Annotated in this window: 19 protein-coding genes and 1 riboswitch; of the genes, 2 read left to right on the top strand and 17 right to left on the bottom strand. The window is 69.4% G+C overall.

The genetic code is table 11. The features are described from left to right. The 14 genes from JQX13_RS42200 to JQX13_RS42135 are packed head-to-tail and all read right to left on the bottom strand — an operon-like array spanning nucleotide 1 to nucleotide 10980. The gene (locus JQX13_RS42200; protein ID WP_203405064.1) at nucleotides 1-396 is read right to left on the bottom strand and encodes a precorrin-3B C(17)-methyltransferase; all 396 of its coding nucleotides are present in this window, start codon (nucleotides 394-396) and stop codon (nucleotides 1-3) included. 2 nt (nucleotides 397-398) lie between these two features. Continuing rightward, complete coding sequence (gene cobJ, locus JQX13_RS42195) at nucleotides 399-1232, bottom strand: precorrin-3B C(17)-methyltransferase (RefSeq protein WP_203405063.1); 834 nt, start codon at nucleotides 1230-1232, stop codon at nucleotides 399-401. Further along, a complete protein-coding gene (locus JQX13_RS42190; RefSeq protein WP_203405062.1) occupies nucleotides 1225-2364 on the bottom strand; it encodes a cobalt-precorrin 5A hydrolase in 1140 nt (379 codons plus the stop codon). The genes cobJ and JQX13_RS42190 overlap by 8 nt, the downstream gene beginning before the upstream one ends. Further along, nucleotides 2361-3131: a precorrin-2 C(20)-methyltransferase gene (gene cobI, locus JQX13_RS42185; RefSeq protein ID WP_203405061.1), complete on the bottom strand. Its 771-nt coding sequence runs from the start codon at nucleotides 3129-3131 to the stop codon at nucleotides 2361-2363. The genes JQX13_RS42190 and cobI overlap by 4 nt, the downstream gene beginning before the upstream one ends. Next, nucleotides 3128-4378 carry a precorrin-6y C5,15-methyltransferase (decarboxylating) subunit CbiE gene (gene cbiE / locus JQX13_RS42180; protein WP_203405060.1) on the bottom strand — a complete coding sequence of 417 codons (1251 nt, stop codon included), beginning with the start codon at nucleotides 4376-4378 and terminating at the stop codon, nucleotides 3128-3130. The genes cobI and cbiE overlap by 4 nt, the downstream gene beginning before the upstream one ends. After that, entirely contained in the window at nucleotides 4375-5019 is a 645-nt protein-coding gene (locus tag JQX13_RS42175; RefSeq protein WP_203412461.1) for a precorrin-8X methylmutase, read from the bottom strand. The genes cbiE and JQX13_RS42175 overlap by 4 nt, the downstream gene beginning before the upstream one ends. Nucleotides 5020-5024: 5 nt before the next feature. Beyond that, nucleotides 5025-6131, bottom strand: a complete 1107-nt coding sequence (locus tag JQX13_RS42170; protein WP_203405059.1) for a cobalt-precorrin-5B (C(1))-methyltransferase — start codon at nucleotides 6129-6131, stop codon at nucleotides 5025-5027. Continuing rightward, on the bottom strand, nucleotides 6128-6865 hold the full coding sequence (locus JQX13_RS42165; RefSeq protein WP_203405058.1) for an FAD-dependent oxidoreductase: 738 nt from the start codon (nucleotides 6863-6865) through the stop codon (nucleotides 6128-6130). Before JQX13_RS42165 ends, JQX13_RS42170 begins: the two co-directional genes overlap by 4 nt. 4 nt (nucleotides 6866-6869) lie before the next feature. Next, on the bottom strand, nucleotides 6870-7244 hold the full coding sequence (locus JQX13_RS42160; RefSeq protein WP_203405057.1) for a DUF3209 family protein: 375 nt from the start codon (nucleotides 7242-7244) through the stop codon (nucleotides 6870-6872). A gap of 11 nt (nucleotides 7245-7255) precedes the next feature. After that, nucleotides 7256-8464, bottom strand: coding sequence for a CbiX/SirB N-terminal domain-containing protein (locus JQX13_RS42155; protein ID WP_203405056.1), 1209 nt, complete (start codon nucleotides 8462-8464; stop codon nucleotides 7256-7258). After that, complete coding sequence (locus JQX13_RS42150) at nucleotides 8461-9318, bottom strand: energy-coupling factor ABC transporter ATP-binding protein (RefSeq protein ID WP_203405055.1); 858 nt, start codon at nucleotides 9316-9318, stop codon at nucleotides 8461-8463. The genes JQX13_RS42155 and JQX13_RS42150 overlap by 4 nt, the downstream gene beginning before the upstream one ends. Beyond that, a complete protein-coding gene (locus tag JQX13_RS42145) occupies nucleotides 9315-9950 on the bottom strand; it encodes an energy-coupling factor transporter transmembrane component T family protein (protein WP_203405054.1) in 636 nt (211 codons plus the stop codon). Before JQX13_RS42145 ends, JQX13_RS42150 begins: the two co-directional genes overlap by 4 nt. After that, nucleotides 9947-10165 carry a hypothetical protein gene (locus JQX13_RS42140; protein ID WP_203405053.1) on the bottom strand — a complete coding sequence of 73 codons (219 nt, stop codon included), beginning with the start codon at nucleotides 10163-10165 and terminating at the stop codon, nucleotides 9947-9949. The genes JQX13_RS42145 and JQX13_RS42140 overlap by 4 nt, the downstream gene beginning before the upstream one ends. Then, complete coding sequence (locus JQX13_RS42135; protein WP_239014181.1) at nucleotides 10162-10980, bottom strand: energy-coupling factor ABC transporter permease; 819 nt, start codon at nucleotides 10978-10980, stop codon at nucleotides 10162-10164. The genes JQX13_RS42140 and JQX13_RS42135 overlap by 4 nt, the downstream gene beginning before the upstream one ends. 29 nt (nucleotides 10981-11009) lie before the next feature. After that, nucleotides 11010-11217: riboswitch (cobalamin riboswitch) on the bottom strand. A gap of 429 nt (nucleotides 11218-11646) precedes the next feature. On the opposite strand from JQX13_RS42135, the gene JQX13_RS42130 reads away from it, so the two are divergent. Then, nucleotides 11647-12405: a hypothetical protein gene (locus tag JQX13_RS42130; protein WP_203405052.1), complete on the top strand. Its 759-nt coding sequence runs from the start codon at nucleotides 11647-11649 to the stop codon at nucleotides 12403-12405. A gap of 25 nt (nucleotides 12406-12430) precedes the next feature. On the opposite strand, the gene JQX13_RS42125 is transcribed toward JQX13_RS42130, so the two are convergent. The 3 genes from JQX13_RS42125 to JQX13_RS42115 all read right to left on the bottom strand — a co-directional run bounded on the left by JQX13_RS42125 (nucleotide 12431) and on the right by JQX13_RS42115 (nucleotide 15600). Then, nucleotides 12431-13504 carry a 3-deoxy-7-phosphoheptulonate synthase gene (locus JQX13_RS42125; RefSeq protein ID WP_203405051.1) on the bottom strand — a complete coding sequence of 358 codons (1074 nt, stop codon included), beginning with the start codon at nucleotides 13502-13504 and terminating at the stop codon, nucleotides 12431-12433. 42 nt (nucleotides 13505-13546) lie between these two features. Then, entirely contained in the window at nucleotides 13547-14563 is a 1017-nt protein-coding gene (gene mltG / locus JQX13_RS42120) for an endolytic transglycosylase MltG (protein ID WP_203405050.1), read from the bottom strand. Between the two features lie 110 nt (nucleotides 14564-14673). After that, nucleotides 14674-15600, bottom strand: a complete 927-nt coding sequence (locus JQX13_RS42115) for an MBL fold metallo-hydrolase (protein WP_203405049.1) — start codon at nucleotides 15598-15600, stop codon at nucleotides 14674-14676. 65 nt (nucleotides 15601-15665) lie between these two features. On the opposite strand from JQX13_RS42115, the gene JQX13_RS42110 reads away from it, so the two are divergent. Beyond that, nucleotides 15666-16559: a LysR family transcriptional regulator gene (locus JQX13_RS42110; RefSeq protein WP_203405048.1), complete on the top strand. Its 894-nt coding sequence runs from the start codon at nucleotides 15666-15668 to the stop codon at nucleotides 16557-16559. Nucleotides 16560-16657: the final 98 nt, after the last annotated feature.

The raw sequence follows: 16657 nt of genomic DNA, 5'->3' as shown, positions 1-16657 counted from the left end.
TCAGGAGCAGCGCAGGACGGAGTCGCGCACCAACTCCCAGACGTGTCCGGGGACCTGCGCCAACCAACGAGCGTCCGTCTCCGGCCGGGCCTCGTGCTCGGTGACGAGCCGCCACAGCCGCTCCGACACCGAGCCATTGCGGCGGATGACCAGACGCTCGAAGAGCAACCGCGCCAGGGCCTCGCCCTCGAGCTCCACCACCAACAGCGGCGGAGCCACCTCCACCGGGCGCACCGGCGAGAGGCGCACGAAGGGCAGCTCCGCCCCGGGAACTTGAGCAGGGGGCTCGAAGCCCGCCTTCGCCCAGTCACACGGCTCCTTGAGATCTCCCACCAGGAAGAAGGCTCCCTCGGTGGAGGCGAGCAGCGCTCCGGCCAGACGTCCCACGCGTGCCATGACTAGACCTCCTCCTTCTGGTTCTGGAGAACGAGCGAGCGGCCCGGCATCTGTCCCGGCAGCACGTCTCCCTCCAGCGTGTACTTCCGCGTGTAGCCTCGGGGCGTCACCATGTAGCCCTCGAAGAGGAACGTGTGGGAGTTGCCCACGATGACGGTGGTGAGCATGCCGATCTCGTAGTCCAGGAAGTGATCGAGATCGGTCATCACCACCTTCTCCGCCTCGCGGTAGGCGCCCTTCACCAGCGCCACCGGGGTGGTGCCCTCGCGGTAGCGGCGGATGATGGAGTGGGCCTCCACGATCTGCCGGGTGCGCCGCCCACTGGCGGGGTTGTAGAGGGAGATGACGAAGTCGGCGGATGCGGCCGCGTCGATGCGTTTGGCGATGACGGGCCAGGGGGTGAGCAGGTCCGACAGGGAGATGGTGCAGCTGTCGTGGACCAGTGGGGCCCCCACGCGCGACGCGCAGGAGTTGGCCGCGGTGATGCCGGGGATCAGCCGGAGGGTGGGGGCATCACCACGCTTCCAACCGATGTCCCGCAGCACCTCGAAGACGAGCCCCGCCATGCCGTAGACCCCCGCGTCTCCCGAGGAGATGAGCGCCACGTTGGCACCGGCCCTGGCGCGCTCCACCGCCGAGCGGGCCCGGCCAATCTCCTCCGTCATGCCCGTCTGCACCACCTCCTTGCCTTCGATCAGGTGGCGCACGAGCTTGACGTAGGTGCGGTAGCCCACCACGACCTGGGCCTCGCGGATGGCCTCCAGGGCGGCGGGGGTGGCGTGGGCCCCATCGCCGGGGCCGATTCCGACGAGGGACAGGACTCCTCCGCTAGACATGGACGGACTCCTTTCGGGGAGAGTGGGGGATGCGTGCGACGGCGAACGTCATGGAGCGTCCGGCGCCGGGCTCGGTGTAGATCTGCTTGCGCACGAGCAACTCGGTGGCCCCGGAGGCGAGCAGTGCCGACGGCTCGGCGACGCCACGGGTGCCCACGTGCTTCTTCACCGTCTCCGATGGAGTCGGGACGGGTACCGCGTCCAGCTCGGCGGCCGTGTACGTCTGGAGCGCCCAGCCATGTTTCTGGCACAGCGCCAGCAGTGCCGGCTCGTCCGCCTTCAGGTCCACGGTGGCCACGGCCTTCACCGAGGCGGGGGACAGGAGCGCCTGGGCGAGCAGTTGGGTCACGCCCCGCTCCACCAACTCCTCCGGGGTGCCACGATCGCAACCAATTCCCAGCACGAGGCTGCGAGGCCGGTAGATGACCGCGTTCTCCCAGTGGGCACGGTGGGTCTCGCGGATGTCCCGATCGGTGGCGATGAGGAGGATCTCCCATGCCTTCGGGTCCACGCCGTCGAGGCTCCGCGCATACCGCACGCCCGGAGGCAGCGGCTTGTCCTCTGGCCACCACGTGGGCTCGCCGGCCTCCTGGACGAAGAGCACCGGGGTCTCGTTCACCACCGCGGCGCAGCCGCGCGTGACGTTGCGCTCCAGGTCATCCAACCGCCAGCCGAGCTCCCGCCCGAGGATGTCCACCGTGAGGGTGCCCCGCACATCCGAGGCGGTGGTGACGACGGGAGTGGAGCCGAGCACGCCAGCCACCCGCTCGGTGAAGGCATTGCCCCGGCCCACGTGTCCCGACAGCACGCAGATGGAGAAGCGGGCGGCGTCGTCGACGCACACCACGGCCGGGTCCACCTTCTTGTCCGCGAGCAGCGGCGCGATCATCCGCACCACCGCGCCCACGCTGATGATGAAGACGTGGCAGTCGTAGGCGGTGAAGGTGCGCGACAGGGTGGGCCCCATGGGCAGCGGCATGGGCAGGGCGCCCGCGGGAGCCTTGGCCATGAGCTTCTCGGAGACGTAGAGCTCCGCGCCGGGCAGTCCCGCGAGGAGCCGCTCGGCGATGCCCAACCCGTGCAGGGTGATGGCGTAGACGGCGTAGGGCTTGCGTGCCGGGGGGTGACTCACCGGGCCACCTCCGCCGTCTGGGTCTGGGCGAAGCGGCCGGCGAGCACGCCGCTGCGATCCTTCTTCGCCACCATCACCATGGAGAAGTAGTCGCACTTGTCGTTGCGGATGCTGCGCAGGTCGCGAACCACCTTCTCCTGTCCGGTGGACGCGCGAGACACGTAGACGGCGCGATCGAGCAGACCCTCGCGCTCGAGCGCCTCCACCACCTGCGCCATGACCGAGCTCACCTTCATCAGCAGCACGGTGTCGAAGTCACGCAGCACGCGGGTGAGGTCCTCCACGCCGTAGGTGGCGGGCAGGACGGCGATGCGCTCCTGACCATCGGCCACGGGCACCTGCACCGCCGCGGGCACGGCCGTGATCGACGAGACCGCGGGCACCACCTCGGTGCGCGTCCCGGGGAACCGGTGGGGAACCTCCGCCAGGAGGTAGATGAAGGTGCTGTAGACGAGCGGGTCTCCTTCCGTGATGAAGGCCACCGTCTTGCCCGCCGCCAGCCGCGGGGCCAGCTGCGCGTACGCTTCCTCCCAGGCGGGCCGCAGCCGCTCCGGATCCTTCGTCATCGGGAAGGTGAGGAAGAGGCGCTCCTGCCCAGGCACCTCGCCCACGTTCTCCTTGGCGATGCGCCAGGCGAGCGACTCGTCATAGACCGAGCGCCGGGGAATGGCGATGACGTCCGCCTTCCGGAGCGTGTTCACCGCCCGGAGCGTCATCAGATCGGGCGCTCCCGGGCCCACGCCCACGCCAATCAACAGGCCACTCATGATTCTTCTCCCTTTGCCGCCGCCGGCCGGGTGGCCGCGAAGATGTGGATGGGGTTCTGCGCCTCGTACCGGAGGTAGTGCGCGAGCGGCTCACCGCGTGACACGTTGAGCAGCGTCACTTCCGGCGTCACACCGTGAGCCTTGAGGGCCGAGTAGGCCTCGGCCACGTTGTCCAGGGTGATGGCGTTGACCACCAGCCGGCCTCCCTCGCGCAGGCGAGAGAAGGCCACGTCGATGATGTCGCGCATGCTGCCCTTGCTGCCGCCGACGAAGATGGCGTCCGGGGCCTCGAGTCCCTCGAGTGCCTCCGGAGCGCGCCCCGCGATGACACGCAGGTTGTCCACGCCGTGGGAGAGCGCGTTCTCCTTGCACAGGGCCACGCCCTCCGGGTCCACCTCGATGGCGTAGACGCGGCCCCTCGGGGCGAGCAGCGCGGCCTCGATTCCCACCGAGCCGGAGCCCGCGCCGATGTCCCACACCACGCTGTCGTGACGGATCTCCAGTTGCGCCAGGGACAGCAGGCGCACCTCGCGCTTGGTGATGAGGCCCTTCTTGGGCATGCGCCTGGCGAAGGTGTCCTCGTGGAGGAAGGACAGGCGCGGGGGAGGGCGCCAGCTCGGATCCGTCCGCACGAGCACGAGCACGTTGAGGGGCCCGATGTCCGTGCACTCCGCGAGCGCCTCCAGCGAGAAGGGCCGGACGCGCTCCTCCGGATTGCCGAGGCTCTCGCAGACCCAGGCCGTGAAGCCGCGCTCTCCATGCTCCAGGAGGTGTCGCGCCAGCACGGGAGGCGTGTTCTCTCCGTCGGTGAGGAGGGCCACCTTGGCCAGGAGGCGCAGCCGCGTGCACAGCCCCTCGCGCGGACGGCCGTGCAGGGAGATGACCTCGGCATCGTCCCAGGACACGCCGATGCGGCCGAAGGCGAGCTGCACGGACGAGGGGTGGGGGATGAACTCCACGTGCTCGGCGCCCACCTTGCGAGCGACCTGTGCGCCGATGCCGAAGAAGAGCGGATCTCCCGAGGCGAGGACGCACACCTGGTTCTCATGGGCGAGCTCGGCAATCCGCTCCAACGTCGGGCCGATGCCCGCGCTGAACGAGAGGCGCTCCCCGGAGAACTGGGGGAAGAACTCCAGGTGGCGCTTGCCGCCGACCAGCACCTGGGCCTGCGCCACCGCGTTGGCCGCGCGTGCCGACAGGCCCAGACAGCCGTCATCTCCGATGCCCACCACCACCACCGGCTTCATGCCTTCTCCCCGTCGGCGCTGAGCATCAGCAGCGCGTGGATGATGGACACGGCGATGGTGCTGCCTCCCTTGCGTCCCCGCACCGCGATGTACGGCACCGGCAGCTCGAGCACCGCCTCCTTCGACTCCGCCGCCGATACGAAGCCCACCGGCACGCCGATCACCAAAGCCGGGCGGGCCCCTTCCTCGCGCACCAGCCGCGCTACCTCGAGGAGTGCCGTGGGCGCGTTGCCCACCGCCACGATGGCGCCGTTCAGCAGCCCCAGCTTGTGCGCCTTGCGCATGGACTCGATGGCGCGGGTGGAGCCCGCCTCGCGGGCCGTGGCGATGACGTCCTCGTCGGAGATGAAGCAGTACGTCCGGCAGCCGTAGGCGGCGAGCCGATCCTCGTTGAGGCCCGCGAGGATCATCTTCACGTCGGCCAGCACCGGGCTGCCGCCACGCAGGGCGCGGATGCCCTCGGTGATGGCGTTGGGGGAGAAGCGGACCAGCTCCTTGAACTCGAAGTCCGCGGTGGCATGGATGACGCGCCGCACCACCTGCCACTCACCGGGCGAGTAGGAATGCGGACCGGCCTCGTTGTCGATGATGGAAAAGCTCTCGTCTTCGATGCGACGCCCGAGCGTCGTCATCTGCCGCATGTCATTCACGCTGCATGTCTCCTCTCCGGGTACTGCCCGAGCAGGGTGCCGTTGAAGTCGACGAGGGTGGCGTGGAGCTCGAGCGGGCCACCCGCGTGACGGGTGAGCTGCTCGACGACGCGCTGGCACACCAGTCCGGTGATGTGGGTGAGGCCGCTGGCCGCGCACAGCTCGAGCACGTGGCGGGCGGTGTTGGCGGCCCGGATGTCAGCCACCAGCTTCTCCGAGGCACCGGCCTCGGCGGCCAGGTTGGCCAGCAGCTCCATGTTCACCTCGGAGCCGGCCGCATGTGTCTGCATGCGCCCATCGGCCATCTTGGACAGCTTGCCCATCATGCCCACCACGTCGACGCGGGTCGCCTGGCGCCTGGCCGCATGGCGGATGGCCACGCCGATGAAGTCACCCACCTGGATGAAGCACTCCTCCGGCAGGTGGGGTAGCAGGCCCATGGCGTACTTCTCCGACTTGCCGCCGGTGGTGAAGACGAGTTCGGTGTTGCCTCGTGCCCGGGCCACGTCGATGGCCTGCACCACGCTCGCCTTGTAGGCGGCGGTGGAGTAGGGCCGCACGATTCCGCTCGTTCCGAGGATGGAGATGCCGCCGATGATGCCCAGGCGCGCGTTGAGCGTCTCCTTGGCCATCTCCTCGCCCCGGGGGACGTGGATGGTGACGATGGCGCCTCGGCCCTCGGGCAGCTCCTCCTGCACCATCTCGGTGATGTTGCGGCGAGGCACCGGGTTGATGGCCGGGCTGCCCACCTCCAGGCCCAACCCGTCCTTGGTGACGAGGCCCACGCCCTCGCCCCGTTCGAGCACCACCTGCCCGTCGTCCGTCAGCCGCACCTCGGCGATCAGCTCGGCGCCGTGGGTGCAGTCCGGATCGTCTCCCGCGTCCTTGATGATGCCGCAGCGCACCTTCTCCCCGTCCCACTCGCAGCGGTGCAGGGCGAACGTCACCTGCTGCCGGTTGGGCAGCGTCGTCTCCACCTGGGTGAGACGCTCGCCGCGCACCAGCACGCGCGTGGCTGCCTTGGCGGCCGCGGCGGCACAGGCCCCGGTGGTGAAACCGGTGCGCGAGCCGCGCTTGTCACGGGCAGGAGGCGCGTCGCTCATGCCGCTGCCTTCCGGGCGGGATTGTTGAAGAAGGACTCCAGCCGGATGGCACCTGCCTCCAGCCCGGACTCCACCAGCGCCTGCTTCAGCGGGTGCAACACCGCCCCATCTCCGGCGAGGTAGACACGCTCGGGCGCATGGGCGCGCGCGGCCTCCAGGGCCAGCGGCAGGGCACTCTGGGAGCGCTCCGGATGGCCCGGTGGCGGGCAGTCGTGGTGCTGGAAGTGGCAGCCCAGCGCCTCCACCTCCGCGCGAACCTGCTCGGAGGGCAGGAACACCGTGGGCGACTCGGAGAACCACAGCAGCCGGGTCCGTGCCCGCTGTGGAGCGAAGGCCCGGCCGTGCAGCAGCCCCAGCGCGGCGGTGATGCCACTGTCTGTGGCCACCACGAGCGTGTTCCGAGGCGTGGAGTCGTCCGGAAGGAAGCTGCCCCACGGCCCGCTGAACGGCAGGTCCGCGCCCACCGGGGCGTCGTGCAGCATCGCCGAGCCGGGCCCCTGGGCCAGCCGGTAGACACAGATGCGGAAGGTGCGCTGATCCGCGTCGCTCGACACCACCGAGTAGGCGCGCTTGTGTGCCTTGCCGTCGGCACGAGGCACGCCGGTGTTGAAGATGAGGTACTGGCCCCCGGTGAAGCCGAGCTCGTCCTCGCCCTGCAGTTGCAGTTCGAGGAGCCGCCCGCGCTCGCCCACGGGCACGGAAGAGAGGATTCGCGCGGTGCGGGAGACGGCCATGGCGCTAGTCCCTCGGGTAGATCTCGTGGGTGAAGTCGTGCACTTCCTCGAGGTCGCGCCACAGCCGCTGCATCGACTCGGTCTGACGCCGCAGCTCCAGCTCCACCGACTTGGTCAGCACGAGGAGCGAACGGTAGTAGGACATCTTCGGATCATCCGGCTTCGTCGAGGAGACGCGCTCCTGCAGCTCCACCAGCGAGGCCTCGAAGAAGCGCTGCAGGCTCGCCAGGTCGCGCGCCTGCATCAGCGAGCGCACCGGACCCGGCGTCTCCGCCGCGCTCCCCAGCTCGGCCAGCTCGTGCTGCCGCTCGGCGGGATCGTCCACTCCCAGGATGTTCATCAGCGCCAACCGCAGCGCCGCCAGCTCATGACAGGCCATGTGTGTTCTCCTCACTGCATGATGTTGTCGACCAGGCGGGACACGAGACGATCGCCCACCAGGTGTTCGTCCACGATTTCCCGGGCGTCCGCTTCCGTGACCCCGCGGTACCAGATGCCATCCGGATAGACGGCCACGGTGGGCCCCTCGCCGCAGCGGCCCATGCAGGCGGTCCGGGTGATGCGCACCGTGCGCCCCTTGCCGACCTCCTTGAGCTTGCGGCGCAGCGCCTCGATCAACGCCACGCTGCCGCGATCCGCGCAGTCGGCGTTGCCGCAGACCAGCACGTGCTTCTCCATCGCGCGGTGGGCGTGCGGGTGGGGCGCCGCCTGGGTGTGCGTCTCGCGGTGGCGGATGCTCCAGAGCAGCGCCTTGAGGCCGCCCACGTTCTCCTGCAGGCCCGCGAGCGGCACTCGGTACTGGCAGCCGTCGCACGGCAGGGGAACTCCGCCCGCGAGTGCCTCCTCGATGCGCCGGTCCACGTGTTCCACGAGCGGCAACAGGCTGCCGTCGGCCAGGTGCGGTGCGACCTCGGCACGGAGCCAGGGGTAGCGCTCGGCGAAGAGGGCCACCTGGGCGTGCATCTTCTGGAGGAGGATCCCCGTGAAGAGGAGGTAGGGCATCACCAGGATGCGCTCCGGCCGGGCCCGGGCCACCCACTCCAGCGCCTCCTCGAGCGAGGGCTTCGCGATGCCGGCGAAGGCGGGCTGCACCTGGGCGAAGCCCTTCCGCTCCGCGTAGAGGCGGGTCAGCTTGTAGAAGTCGCCGTTCGCGTCCGGATCCGACGAGCCGCGCCCCAGCATCACCACCACCGTGCGTGCCGCCTCCTGGGGGGAGAGTTGCCCGGTACGGGCCTGGGTGCGCTCGAAGGCCAGCTGCGCGAGGTCCGGATGGACGCCGAAGGCCTTCACCGCGAGGAAGCGCACGCCCGGGTGATTCTTGCGCGCCGTGGCGAGCGCCAGCGGGATGTCGTTCTTCACGTGCTTGGCGGTGAAGAGGAAGAGCGGGACGACGAGCACTTCCTCCACCTCGGAGGCGATGGCGTCCAGTGCCTCGGGGAGCGCCGGTTGGGTGAGCTCCACGAAGCCCAGTCTCACGGGCAGCTCCGGGTGGGCCTCACGGTAGGCGTCCACGAAGCGGTGCACTTCGGCGATCGCCTGCTCATCGCGGCTGCCGTGTCCGATGAAGAGGATGCCGCGCCGGGTCTGAGGGGTGCTCACGGATGCACTTCCTGGTGTGAGGGGGCGAGGAGGGGAAGGAGGCGGCTGGCGGCCTCGGCCACGGTGAGGGGCGGGGACGCGCCGAGCCCGGGAAGCAGGGGCGCCAGGTGGGCCCAGAGCTCGGCGACGGCTGGTGCGCGCAGACGGGCCCGCGCGAGCAACGCCGCGTCCCGGAAGACGTCGGCGGGGGCTCCGAAGGCGAGCAGCCGCCCCTCTCCGAGGATGGCCACCCGGTCGGCGAAGAAGGGCACCTCGTCGGTGGCATGGGTGGAGACGAGCAGGGCCACTTCGCGCTCGCGGGCGAGGCGCCGCAGCAGGCCCGACGTCTCGCGCTCGCCCACCGGATCCAACCCGGCCGTGGGCTCGTCGAGCAGCAGCACCGCTGGATGCATCGCCAGCACGCCCGCGAGACAGGCCCGCTTCTTCTCTCCGAAGCTGAGCGCCTCGATGGAGCGGGCCGCGAGGTGCGTCAGACCGGTGGCCGCGAGCGCCTCGTCCACCCGTGCCCGCACCACATTCGGGGCATGGCCCTGATGCAGCGGACCCATGGCCACGTCTTCCCCGACCGTCGCGCCGAACAGCTGGTCATCTGGATTCTGGAAGGCGAGCGCCAGTCCCGCCTCGGTCCGGGCCACCGCTCCGCGCGGTGCTTCCCGGCCGCGCAGCCACACCTTGCCGGCATGCGGTGGCACCAGGCCCGCGATGCCGCGCAGGAGCGTCGTCTTGCCGCACCCGTTGGCGCCGAGCAGCGCGACCACCTCACCCGGCCGCACCTCCAACGAGAGGTCGGAGAGGATGGCCGCGCCGCCAGGGTTTCCCACCGCGAGCGCCTCGAGCACGAGCGCCGCCTTCATGGATCGTCCCTCCGCGGTGGAACGAGGGCGCCCCGGCAGCCGCGAGCGGCCATGGCCTCGGCGGTGGCATGGGCCTGGTCGAAGGCGCGCACCAGGGTGAGACCCCCGAGCGCTCCGAGCGAGTGCAGGCCGCGGCGAACGTCCCGGTAGCCGAGACGGAGGATCTGGGCCTCGCGCGCGCTCTGGGCCGATCGTTCCAGAACGGTGGCGTAGCGCACCGCGAGCGCGAGCACATCGGCGAGCGGGGCCGGCACCCGCCACGAGCGCAGTGCCCCCACGAGCTCCCAGGGAGGGGTGAGCGCGATGAGGAGGCCGAACACGGTGGCACCCGCGGCGACCCGCGTTCCCAGAATCAGCCCGGGCACCCAGGCTCCGGCGGCCTCCGGTTGCAGCAGGAGGTGCAGGACCCAGACGGCCAGTCCACTGAAGACGGCGAGCCCGAGGCGGCGTACCAACGCCCTGACACGCTCGCCCGCCGCGAGGGAGGCGAGCAGAGCCAGACCCGTCACGCCCAGGGCGGTGTGCGGTGCGGGCCCGGCGAGAGTCACCAGCAACGCGAACAGTGCGCCCCCCAGCTTGAGGCGTGCATCGAGCCTCGCTGCCCGCTCTCGCAGCTGGGAGGTACGGCTCACGTCTGTTCCCTCGTCTCGACGAACAGGGCGCGGTAGAGGTAGCCGAGGAAGAATCCCCCCACGAGCCCGGCACAGAGGAAGGCGAAGAGGAGGACATCCCCTTCAATCGGGATCAGGGGCGGCTGTGGGGTGCGGCCAGCGGCCTCGGCGAACGGGAGCACCACGTGCTCGTCGACGCCCGGCCAGCCCGTGGCGGTAGCGAGCAGTGGCGTCATGGCGTGGCGGGAGCGGGAAGTGCGTGGAAGTGCAGGAGGGCGGGCCGGCGGCGGGAGATGAAGACGACGGCTCCCGCGGTGAGAGCCCCCTCGAGAATGCCCAGCGGAAGTTGCGTGGGGAGGAACGAGAGCAGCAGCGTTCCCAGGGCGCTGCCCAGGGGCTGCGAGCCGTGCAGCGCGGAGGCCAGCTCGAAGGACGTCATGGCGTAGGTGGCCCAGTCGGACAGCATGCCGGCGGCGAAGGCGGCCACCGCGAGGGGGGCTCGCACCGCGCGCAGTCCGTGGAAGACGCCGTAGCCGACGAAGCCGCCCACCACGCCCATGGACCAGATGTCGGCGCCCAGGGTGGTGAGCCCGCCGTGGGCGAGGAAGAGCGCCTGGAGCAGCAGCGCCACGAACGTCACCAGCACCGTCATCACCGGGCCGATGAGCACGGCGGCGAGCCCCGTGCCGCACGGATGCGAGCAGGTGCCGATGATGGGGACCGGCACCGGCATACACGAGACGACGAAGACGGCGGCGGCGAGCATCGCCACGAAGGGTGAGTAGAGCGGGTTCTGCGCCACGCGCTGTCGCAATCGTGTGACACCGAGCGCGAGCAGGGGAAGGACGGAGATGGTCCAGCCCAAGGCCCATCCGAACGGAAGGAGTCCTTCCGCCAGGTGCATGGCGTGCGCGGGGTGGGGAAGTAGCAGGAGGGCCGCGAGCAGCCAGAAGCGGGAGGGGGCCCGAGTGGCGTGGAACGCTGGCTGGAGGAGGGCCTGGACGCGATGCCACGGTGCGGCACCACACCCACGCCCGGAGATACCCGGCATGGTAACCTCGCTCTCAATCCGCGGAGAGGTGGGGTCGAAAAGCCTGGGTAGGTCTCCTGGCTCGTGGATTCAGAACGCCTGACGACGTTCAGCGCCGCCTCCACCTTCCCCGACGCGAGGGCGTCGAGTGGTGACTTCGGAGGCTGCTCTCCACTTACAGTGGCGGGACCGCGCCGGATTCACACCGGCTTCCCTGTTATGCCCGTGCTGGCGGGCACCCATGGCTCGAATTCAGTTGTCGGGGCCAAGTACCGGAGGGGATGGGACCCTGTCAATGGGATGCGCACGCCCGGGCGGATTTCCAACGAGAGATCTCTTTCAAGTAGGGTGCGCGCGGAATGTCTCCTGAGACGCTTGGCTCCTGGCCTCTTGCCTCACGTGATTCAAGAAGTTGGAAACTCCTGGCGGCCTGCTGCGGCGTGAGCCTGTTCGCCGCGAGCCCTGCGCTGGCGCGGGAACCGGAGGAGGGTGCGTCGGCCCCGGCCTCCATCCCCTCCGAAGTGAAGCCTGCTCCTCCCGCCAACGCGCTCGTCATCGAGCCGATGTTCCTGGTGGCGGGCTATGCGCGGCTCGAGTACGAGCGCCGCGTGAGCCCTTCCCTCTCATTCACCGTCACGCCCGGCGGAGGAGAACTATCTCAATCCGGGCCTCATGGGTCCCAATGCCATGCCACCCCAGCCCGGTGAGGAGCCGTGGGTGGGCAATCATTGGATCGCCCAGGTGGGCCTGGCCTTCCAGCAGACGGACTATCCGGGAGGCGCGCGCGACTTCTCGGCCATTTCGCCCTTCCGTCTGTCCTATCCGTTCGCGGGCCGCGTCGCCCTCATCGTGGAGGGCACACCCCTCGAAGCCTGGGTCGTCTCATGGCAGACCCAGGACGCATGGCGGCCCAGGCGTTGGAATGGTCTGACAAAGGGAGACATTCGCATCGGCGCCAAGTTCCTCCTGTACGGTGGCAGGGGATGGATACCCGGGGTGGCCCTGCGTGCGTTGACCAGGACGACCACGGGCAAGGACGTGGAGGACCGCCGGTTCATGAACGCGCCCGGCTACCTCTTCGACCTGGTCTTCGGCGAGCGCTGGAGCCTGTCACCCGAGGTCGGGTTGGAGGCCTGGCTGAGCGCCGGATTCCTGGCCTGGCAGCAGGCGGGCTTCGGGCAGAACGACGCCTTCAATTGGAGCGCCACGACGCTGCTTCACCTGCCGCGCGCATCCGTGCGCCTCGAGGCGCGTGGTTACCAGGGGTGGGAGCAATATGACAAACCCCTGGTGTTGATGGCCGGATTGGAGCTGCCCATCAGCTCGAACTTCCAATTCCTCCTCACCACCCAGCGCACGCTGCGCGACCCCGAGGTGTTCGACGTGCGCGTGGGGCTGCGCTTCAGAGGCTCGACCGAGGTGGACAAGAAGGACGCCAGCCCGTAGCACCACGCCGTTCGCCAAACGTCGATCACGCCGCCTTGCGCGCGGAGAGAACGCCGCGCAGGGCCTGGTGGGCACCGCGCAGCACCTCCTCGGTGGTCTTCCAATCCACACAGGCATCGGTCACCGAGCAGCCGTAGCGCAGCTGGGAGAGATCGGCGGGGATGGGCTGGTTGCCGGCTTCGATGAAGCTTTCGATCATCAAGCCAACCACCGAGCGGTTGCCCTCGCGGATCTGATGCACCACGTCGCGCATCACCAGTGGCTGCAGCTCCGGCTTCTTCCAGGAGTTGGAGTGTGAGCAATCCACCACGACGTTGCTCGGCAGCTTCGCCTTCGCGAGCGCCTGCTCGGCGAGGGAAATGGACACCGTGTCGTAGTTGGGCCGCCCACCGCCGCCTCGCAGCACGAGGTGGCCATGGGAATTGCCGCGCGTGCGGATGATCGCCGACGAGCCGTTCTCGTTCAGCCCCAGGAAGCTGTGCGGGCGCGAGGCGGAGAGGATGCCGTTGACCGCCGCCTCCAGGGAGCCGTCGGTGCTGTTCTTGAAACCCACCGGGGTCGAGAGGCCCGAGGCCATCTCGCGATGCGTCTGGGATTCCGCCGTGCGCGCGCCGATGGCTGTCCAGGAGATGAGATCGCCATAGTATTGCGGCGCGATGGGATCGAGCGCCTCGGTCGCCGCGGGCAGGCCGAGCTCGGCCACGTCCAGCAGGAAGCGGCGGCCCCGCTCCATTCCTTCCTCGATGTGGAAGGAGTCGTCCATCCGCGGATCGTTGATGAAGCCCTTCCATCCGGTCGAGGTGCGCGGCTTCTCGAAGTACACCCGCATCACGACGTGGAGGGTGTCCCGGACCTCCTCGGCGAGCGCGCGCAACCGGCGTGCGTAGTCGATGCCCGCCTTGGGATCATGGATGGAGCAGGGACCCACGACCACGAACAGGCGAGGGTCCTTGCGATCCAGGATGTCCATCAAGGCCCGTCGGCCGGCGAGCACGGAGCCGGCCGCGCGTTCGGTCATCGGCACGCGCTCCTTGATCTCCGCGGGGGAGGGCATGCGGTCGAAGCCGACGACATTCAGGTTTTCAGTGCGAGCGGTCATGGAGGGCCCGGTATTCTAACAGGGCCACCACCGCCATGTGTTTCAGTACACGTTGTACTTGCGGCGCAGGGCCTCGTGCTCCTCGGCGTTGCGAGAAGGGTGGAGGCGCCGCTCGGCGTCGTGGAGGTAGTACCAGAACTCGCTCGGCTTGGGAGCGAGCGCGGCCTGGAGTGATTCCACGGTGGGCGCGCCGATGGGCCCCGGAGGCAATCCCTTGCGATGGCGCGTGTTCCAGGGGTCCTGGAGGTCGCGCAGACGCTTGAGGAAGGCCAGCCGATCATTCCACTCGGCCAGCTCGTAGCGGGAGGTCGCGTCCACGCCCAGCGGGAATCCCTTGTCGACGCGCTTCCAGAGGATGCCGGCGACCAGTGGCCGCTGCGCCGGCACGGGCTCCTCACGCTCCAGCATCGAGGCCATCACCACCACCTCGTGGAGGCTGCGGCCACTGCGGGCGAGGGCCTCCTTGTTGGGCGTGTAGAAGCGCTCGGCGAAGGTGTCCAACTGACGCTGGAGCAGCTCCTGCACCTTGAAGGCACCGGGCACCACCCGGTACGTCTCGGGGTAGAGGTAGCCCTCGAGCGTGCCCTTGGGGAGAGGGAAGGGGGCGGTGAACCGCTCGGGTTGGCTGGCGGCGGCCACGTAGGCGCCGGGCTTGATGAGGCCCGCCGCGGCGAGCGCCGCATCGGTGTCGCGCAGGCGCCAGCCCTCGATGACGACGAAGGGGACGTCATCGGGGATGGGGCTGCCCTCGAGCGCGGTGGCGATCTCCGCCATCGTCATGGAGGGGCTCACCGCGTGGCGGCCGGCCTTGGGGGCGAAGTGGCCGCGGCGGAAGAGGTGCCATCGCCAGAGCCGGGCATCGCTGATCAGCCCCTGTGACGCGAGCTGCGGCCCCAGGCCGCGCCCCGTGGTGCCCTTGGGCACGGTGAACTCCACGGTGGGGGCACCCGGAGGGGCCACGGAGCGCTGCACCTGGCCCTCCGCCCAGAAGAATGTACCGGCAACCGCGCTCACGGCGAGGACGACGACCCCGACCAGGACGAGAAGAATGCGCTTCATCACCGGCGCAGGTTAGCACCCGCGCGGGCTTCTACGGTGGATGAGTCAGCGGCCCGGGGGGTGCTCTGGCTGGTAGAGAACTCCCTCGCCAGGCGAGTGGGCTTGCTTGTTTACAGCTGGTGGCCGAGGTGTACCTCGAGGGTGGGGTGCTCGGTGGCGAGCTGGCGCAGGCGCGCGAAGCTGTCGGCGCTCTTGGGGATGTCGCTGGAGAAGGTGCCCGGCTCGACGTCGTGCTCCCAGCCCCAGCGGGTGTGGCTCGCGTCACCGGTGAGGAGCACGGGGCCCTTCGTCGTGCGCACGAGGTACGCGGTGCTTCCCGGCGTGTGGCCCGGCACCCAGAGCGCCCACACCGAGCCGTCCCCGAAGATGTCGAGCACCCCGGCGAAGCGGCCGGTCGCATCGGGTGCGAAGGCCCACTCGCTGATGGGGGCCTTCCCCTCGAGCGCGCGATCCGAGTTGCCCTGCATGAACATGTTCTGGAATTCGCGGAACGAGGCCTCGCCCGGTCCGGTGTAGACGGCTGTCCCCGCGGGGACATCCGCCATGCCCGCGATGTGATCGAAGTGCAGATGCGTGAGGAACACGCCCTGGAGGGGCACCTGCTGCTTCGCGAGCCAGTCTCCCAGCGGTTCGTTGAACTTCATGGTTTCGAGCTTCATGACCGAGGCCACCAGCCCGCGTACGGCGGCCTTGCTGGGATTGTCGCGCAACGCCTTCTCGACGCCGGTGTCGACGATGAAGGTGCCGTGCGTGGGGTGGCGCAGCACGTGGAAGAACACCTGGATCTTCTCCGGCCCGTCGGTGAGGCCCGCCTCCTTCGCGCGCGGGTGCTCGAGATTGATGAGGCCACTCCGGTCGACCTGCCAGTCGCAGGAGGCGACTGTCTCGAACACGATGGGGCCGGGTTGGTCGATGACCGCCAGCATGTCCGCGGACGAGCGGGGGACACCGAGGGTGGACTTCTGGGTGGCATGGGAGCTCACCGCGCATCCGGAGAGCAGGGCAGCGAGGGCAGTGGTGACGAGCAGGTTTCTCATGGGCGCGACCCTACCCATTCGCTGGTGGATTGAAATCGAGCGTTTCGGCATGATGCCATCCATTCATGGATATCCCCTGGGAAGACGTGCGGTTGTTCCTGGCGGTGGCGGAGACGGGCAGCCTGAGCGGCGCGGCGCGGAAGCTGCGCATCGGACAGCCCACCGTGAGCCGCCGTCTGGCCGCGTTGGAGTACTCGCTCGGCGCGGCGCTCTTCCGGCGGAGCGTGGACGGGGCCTCGCTCACCAGCGCGGGCGAGCGGCTGTTGGTTCCGGCGAAGAAGATGGCGGAGTGGGCCGGTGAGGTGGGCCGGGCCGTGGACTCCTCGGACCGGTCGCCGCGAGGGCTCGTCCGCATCACGGCGAGTCCTTATCTGTCTTTCGACTTCCTCGCGCCCTTCGCGGCGTGGCTCGCGGGCAAGCACCCGGGCCTGCGTCTCGAGGTGCTCTCGAGCGTTCAATACCTCGACCTCAACCGGGGAGAAGCGGACCTCGCATTGCGCGGCAAGGCGCCGTCCCAGGAGGGATTGAAACAGGTGCTGGCGCTCGAGTTCGAGAACGCCGTCTGTGTTTCGAAGTCGCTCGCCGCGAAGCTGCCACGCAAGCCGAGCCTCTCCGACCTGCCGTGGATCGCCTGGTCACCCCCGTTCGACCTGCTGCCGCCCAATCCGCAACTCGAGGAGCTCATTCCCGGGTTCACCCCGGCGTTCACCTCGGACAACTACCTCGTCCAGCTCGCGGCGGCGGAGGCCGGCATCGGCGCGATGGTGATGGCCCGCTTCCGGCACCGATTCTCGCGCCCGACGTCGCTCGTGCCGCTGTCCATCGACCTCGGACCCTTCCAGCGCAGCACGCTCCATCTGGTGTGCGCGAAGTCGGCGCTCGACATCCCACGCGTGCGCCGGGTCTCGGAGTTGCTCGTGTCCGAGCTCGAGAAGACAGGGGTCTCGAAGGCCTCATGACACCTGGAGGACATCTCGGTGAAATGGAGGCAATCGGGTTGGTCGAGGTCGGGCCCTGGGTGAGAATGGCGGCCCCTGTTGCCCCAGGAGGCATCCGC

The sequence above is a fragment of the Archangium violaceum genome, from assembly GCF_016859125.1.
Classification (GTDB): Bacteria; Myxococcota; Myxococcia; order Myxococcales; family Myxococcaceae; genus Archangium; species Archangium violaceum_A.
This window is presented reverse-complemented; position numbering and strand designations above follow the sequence as displayed.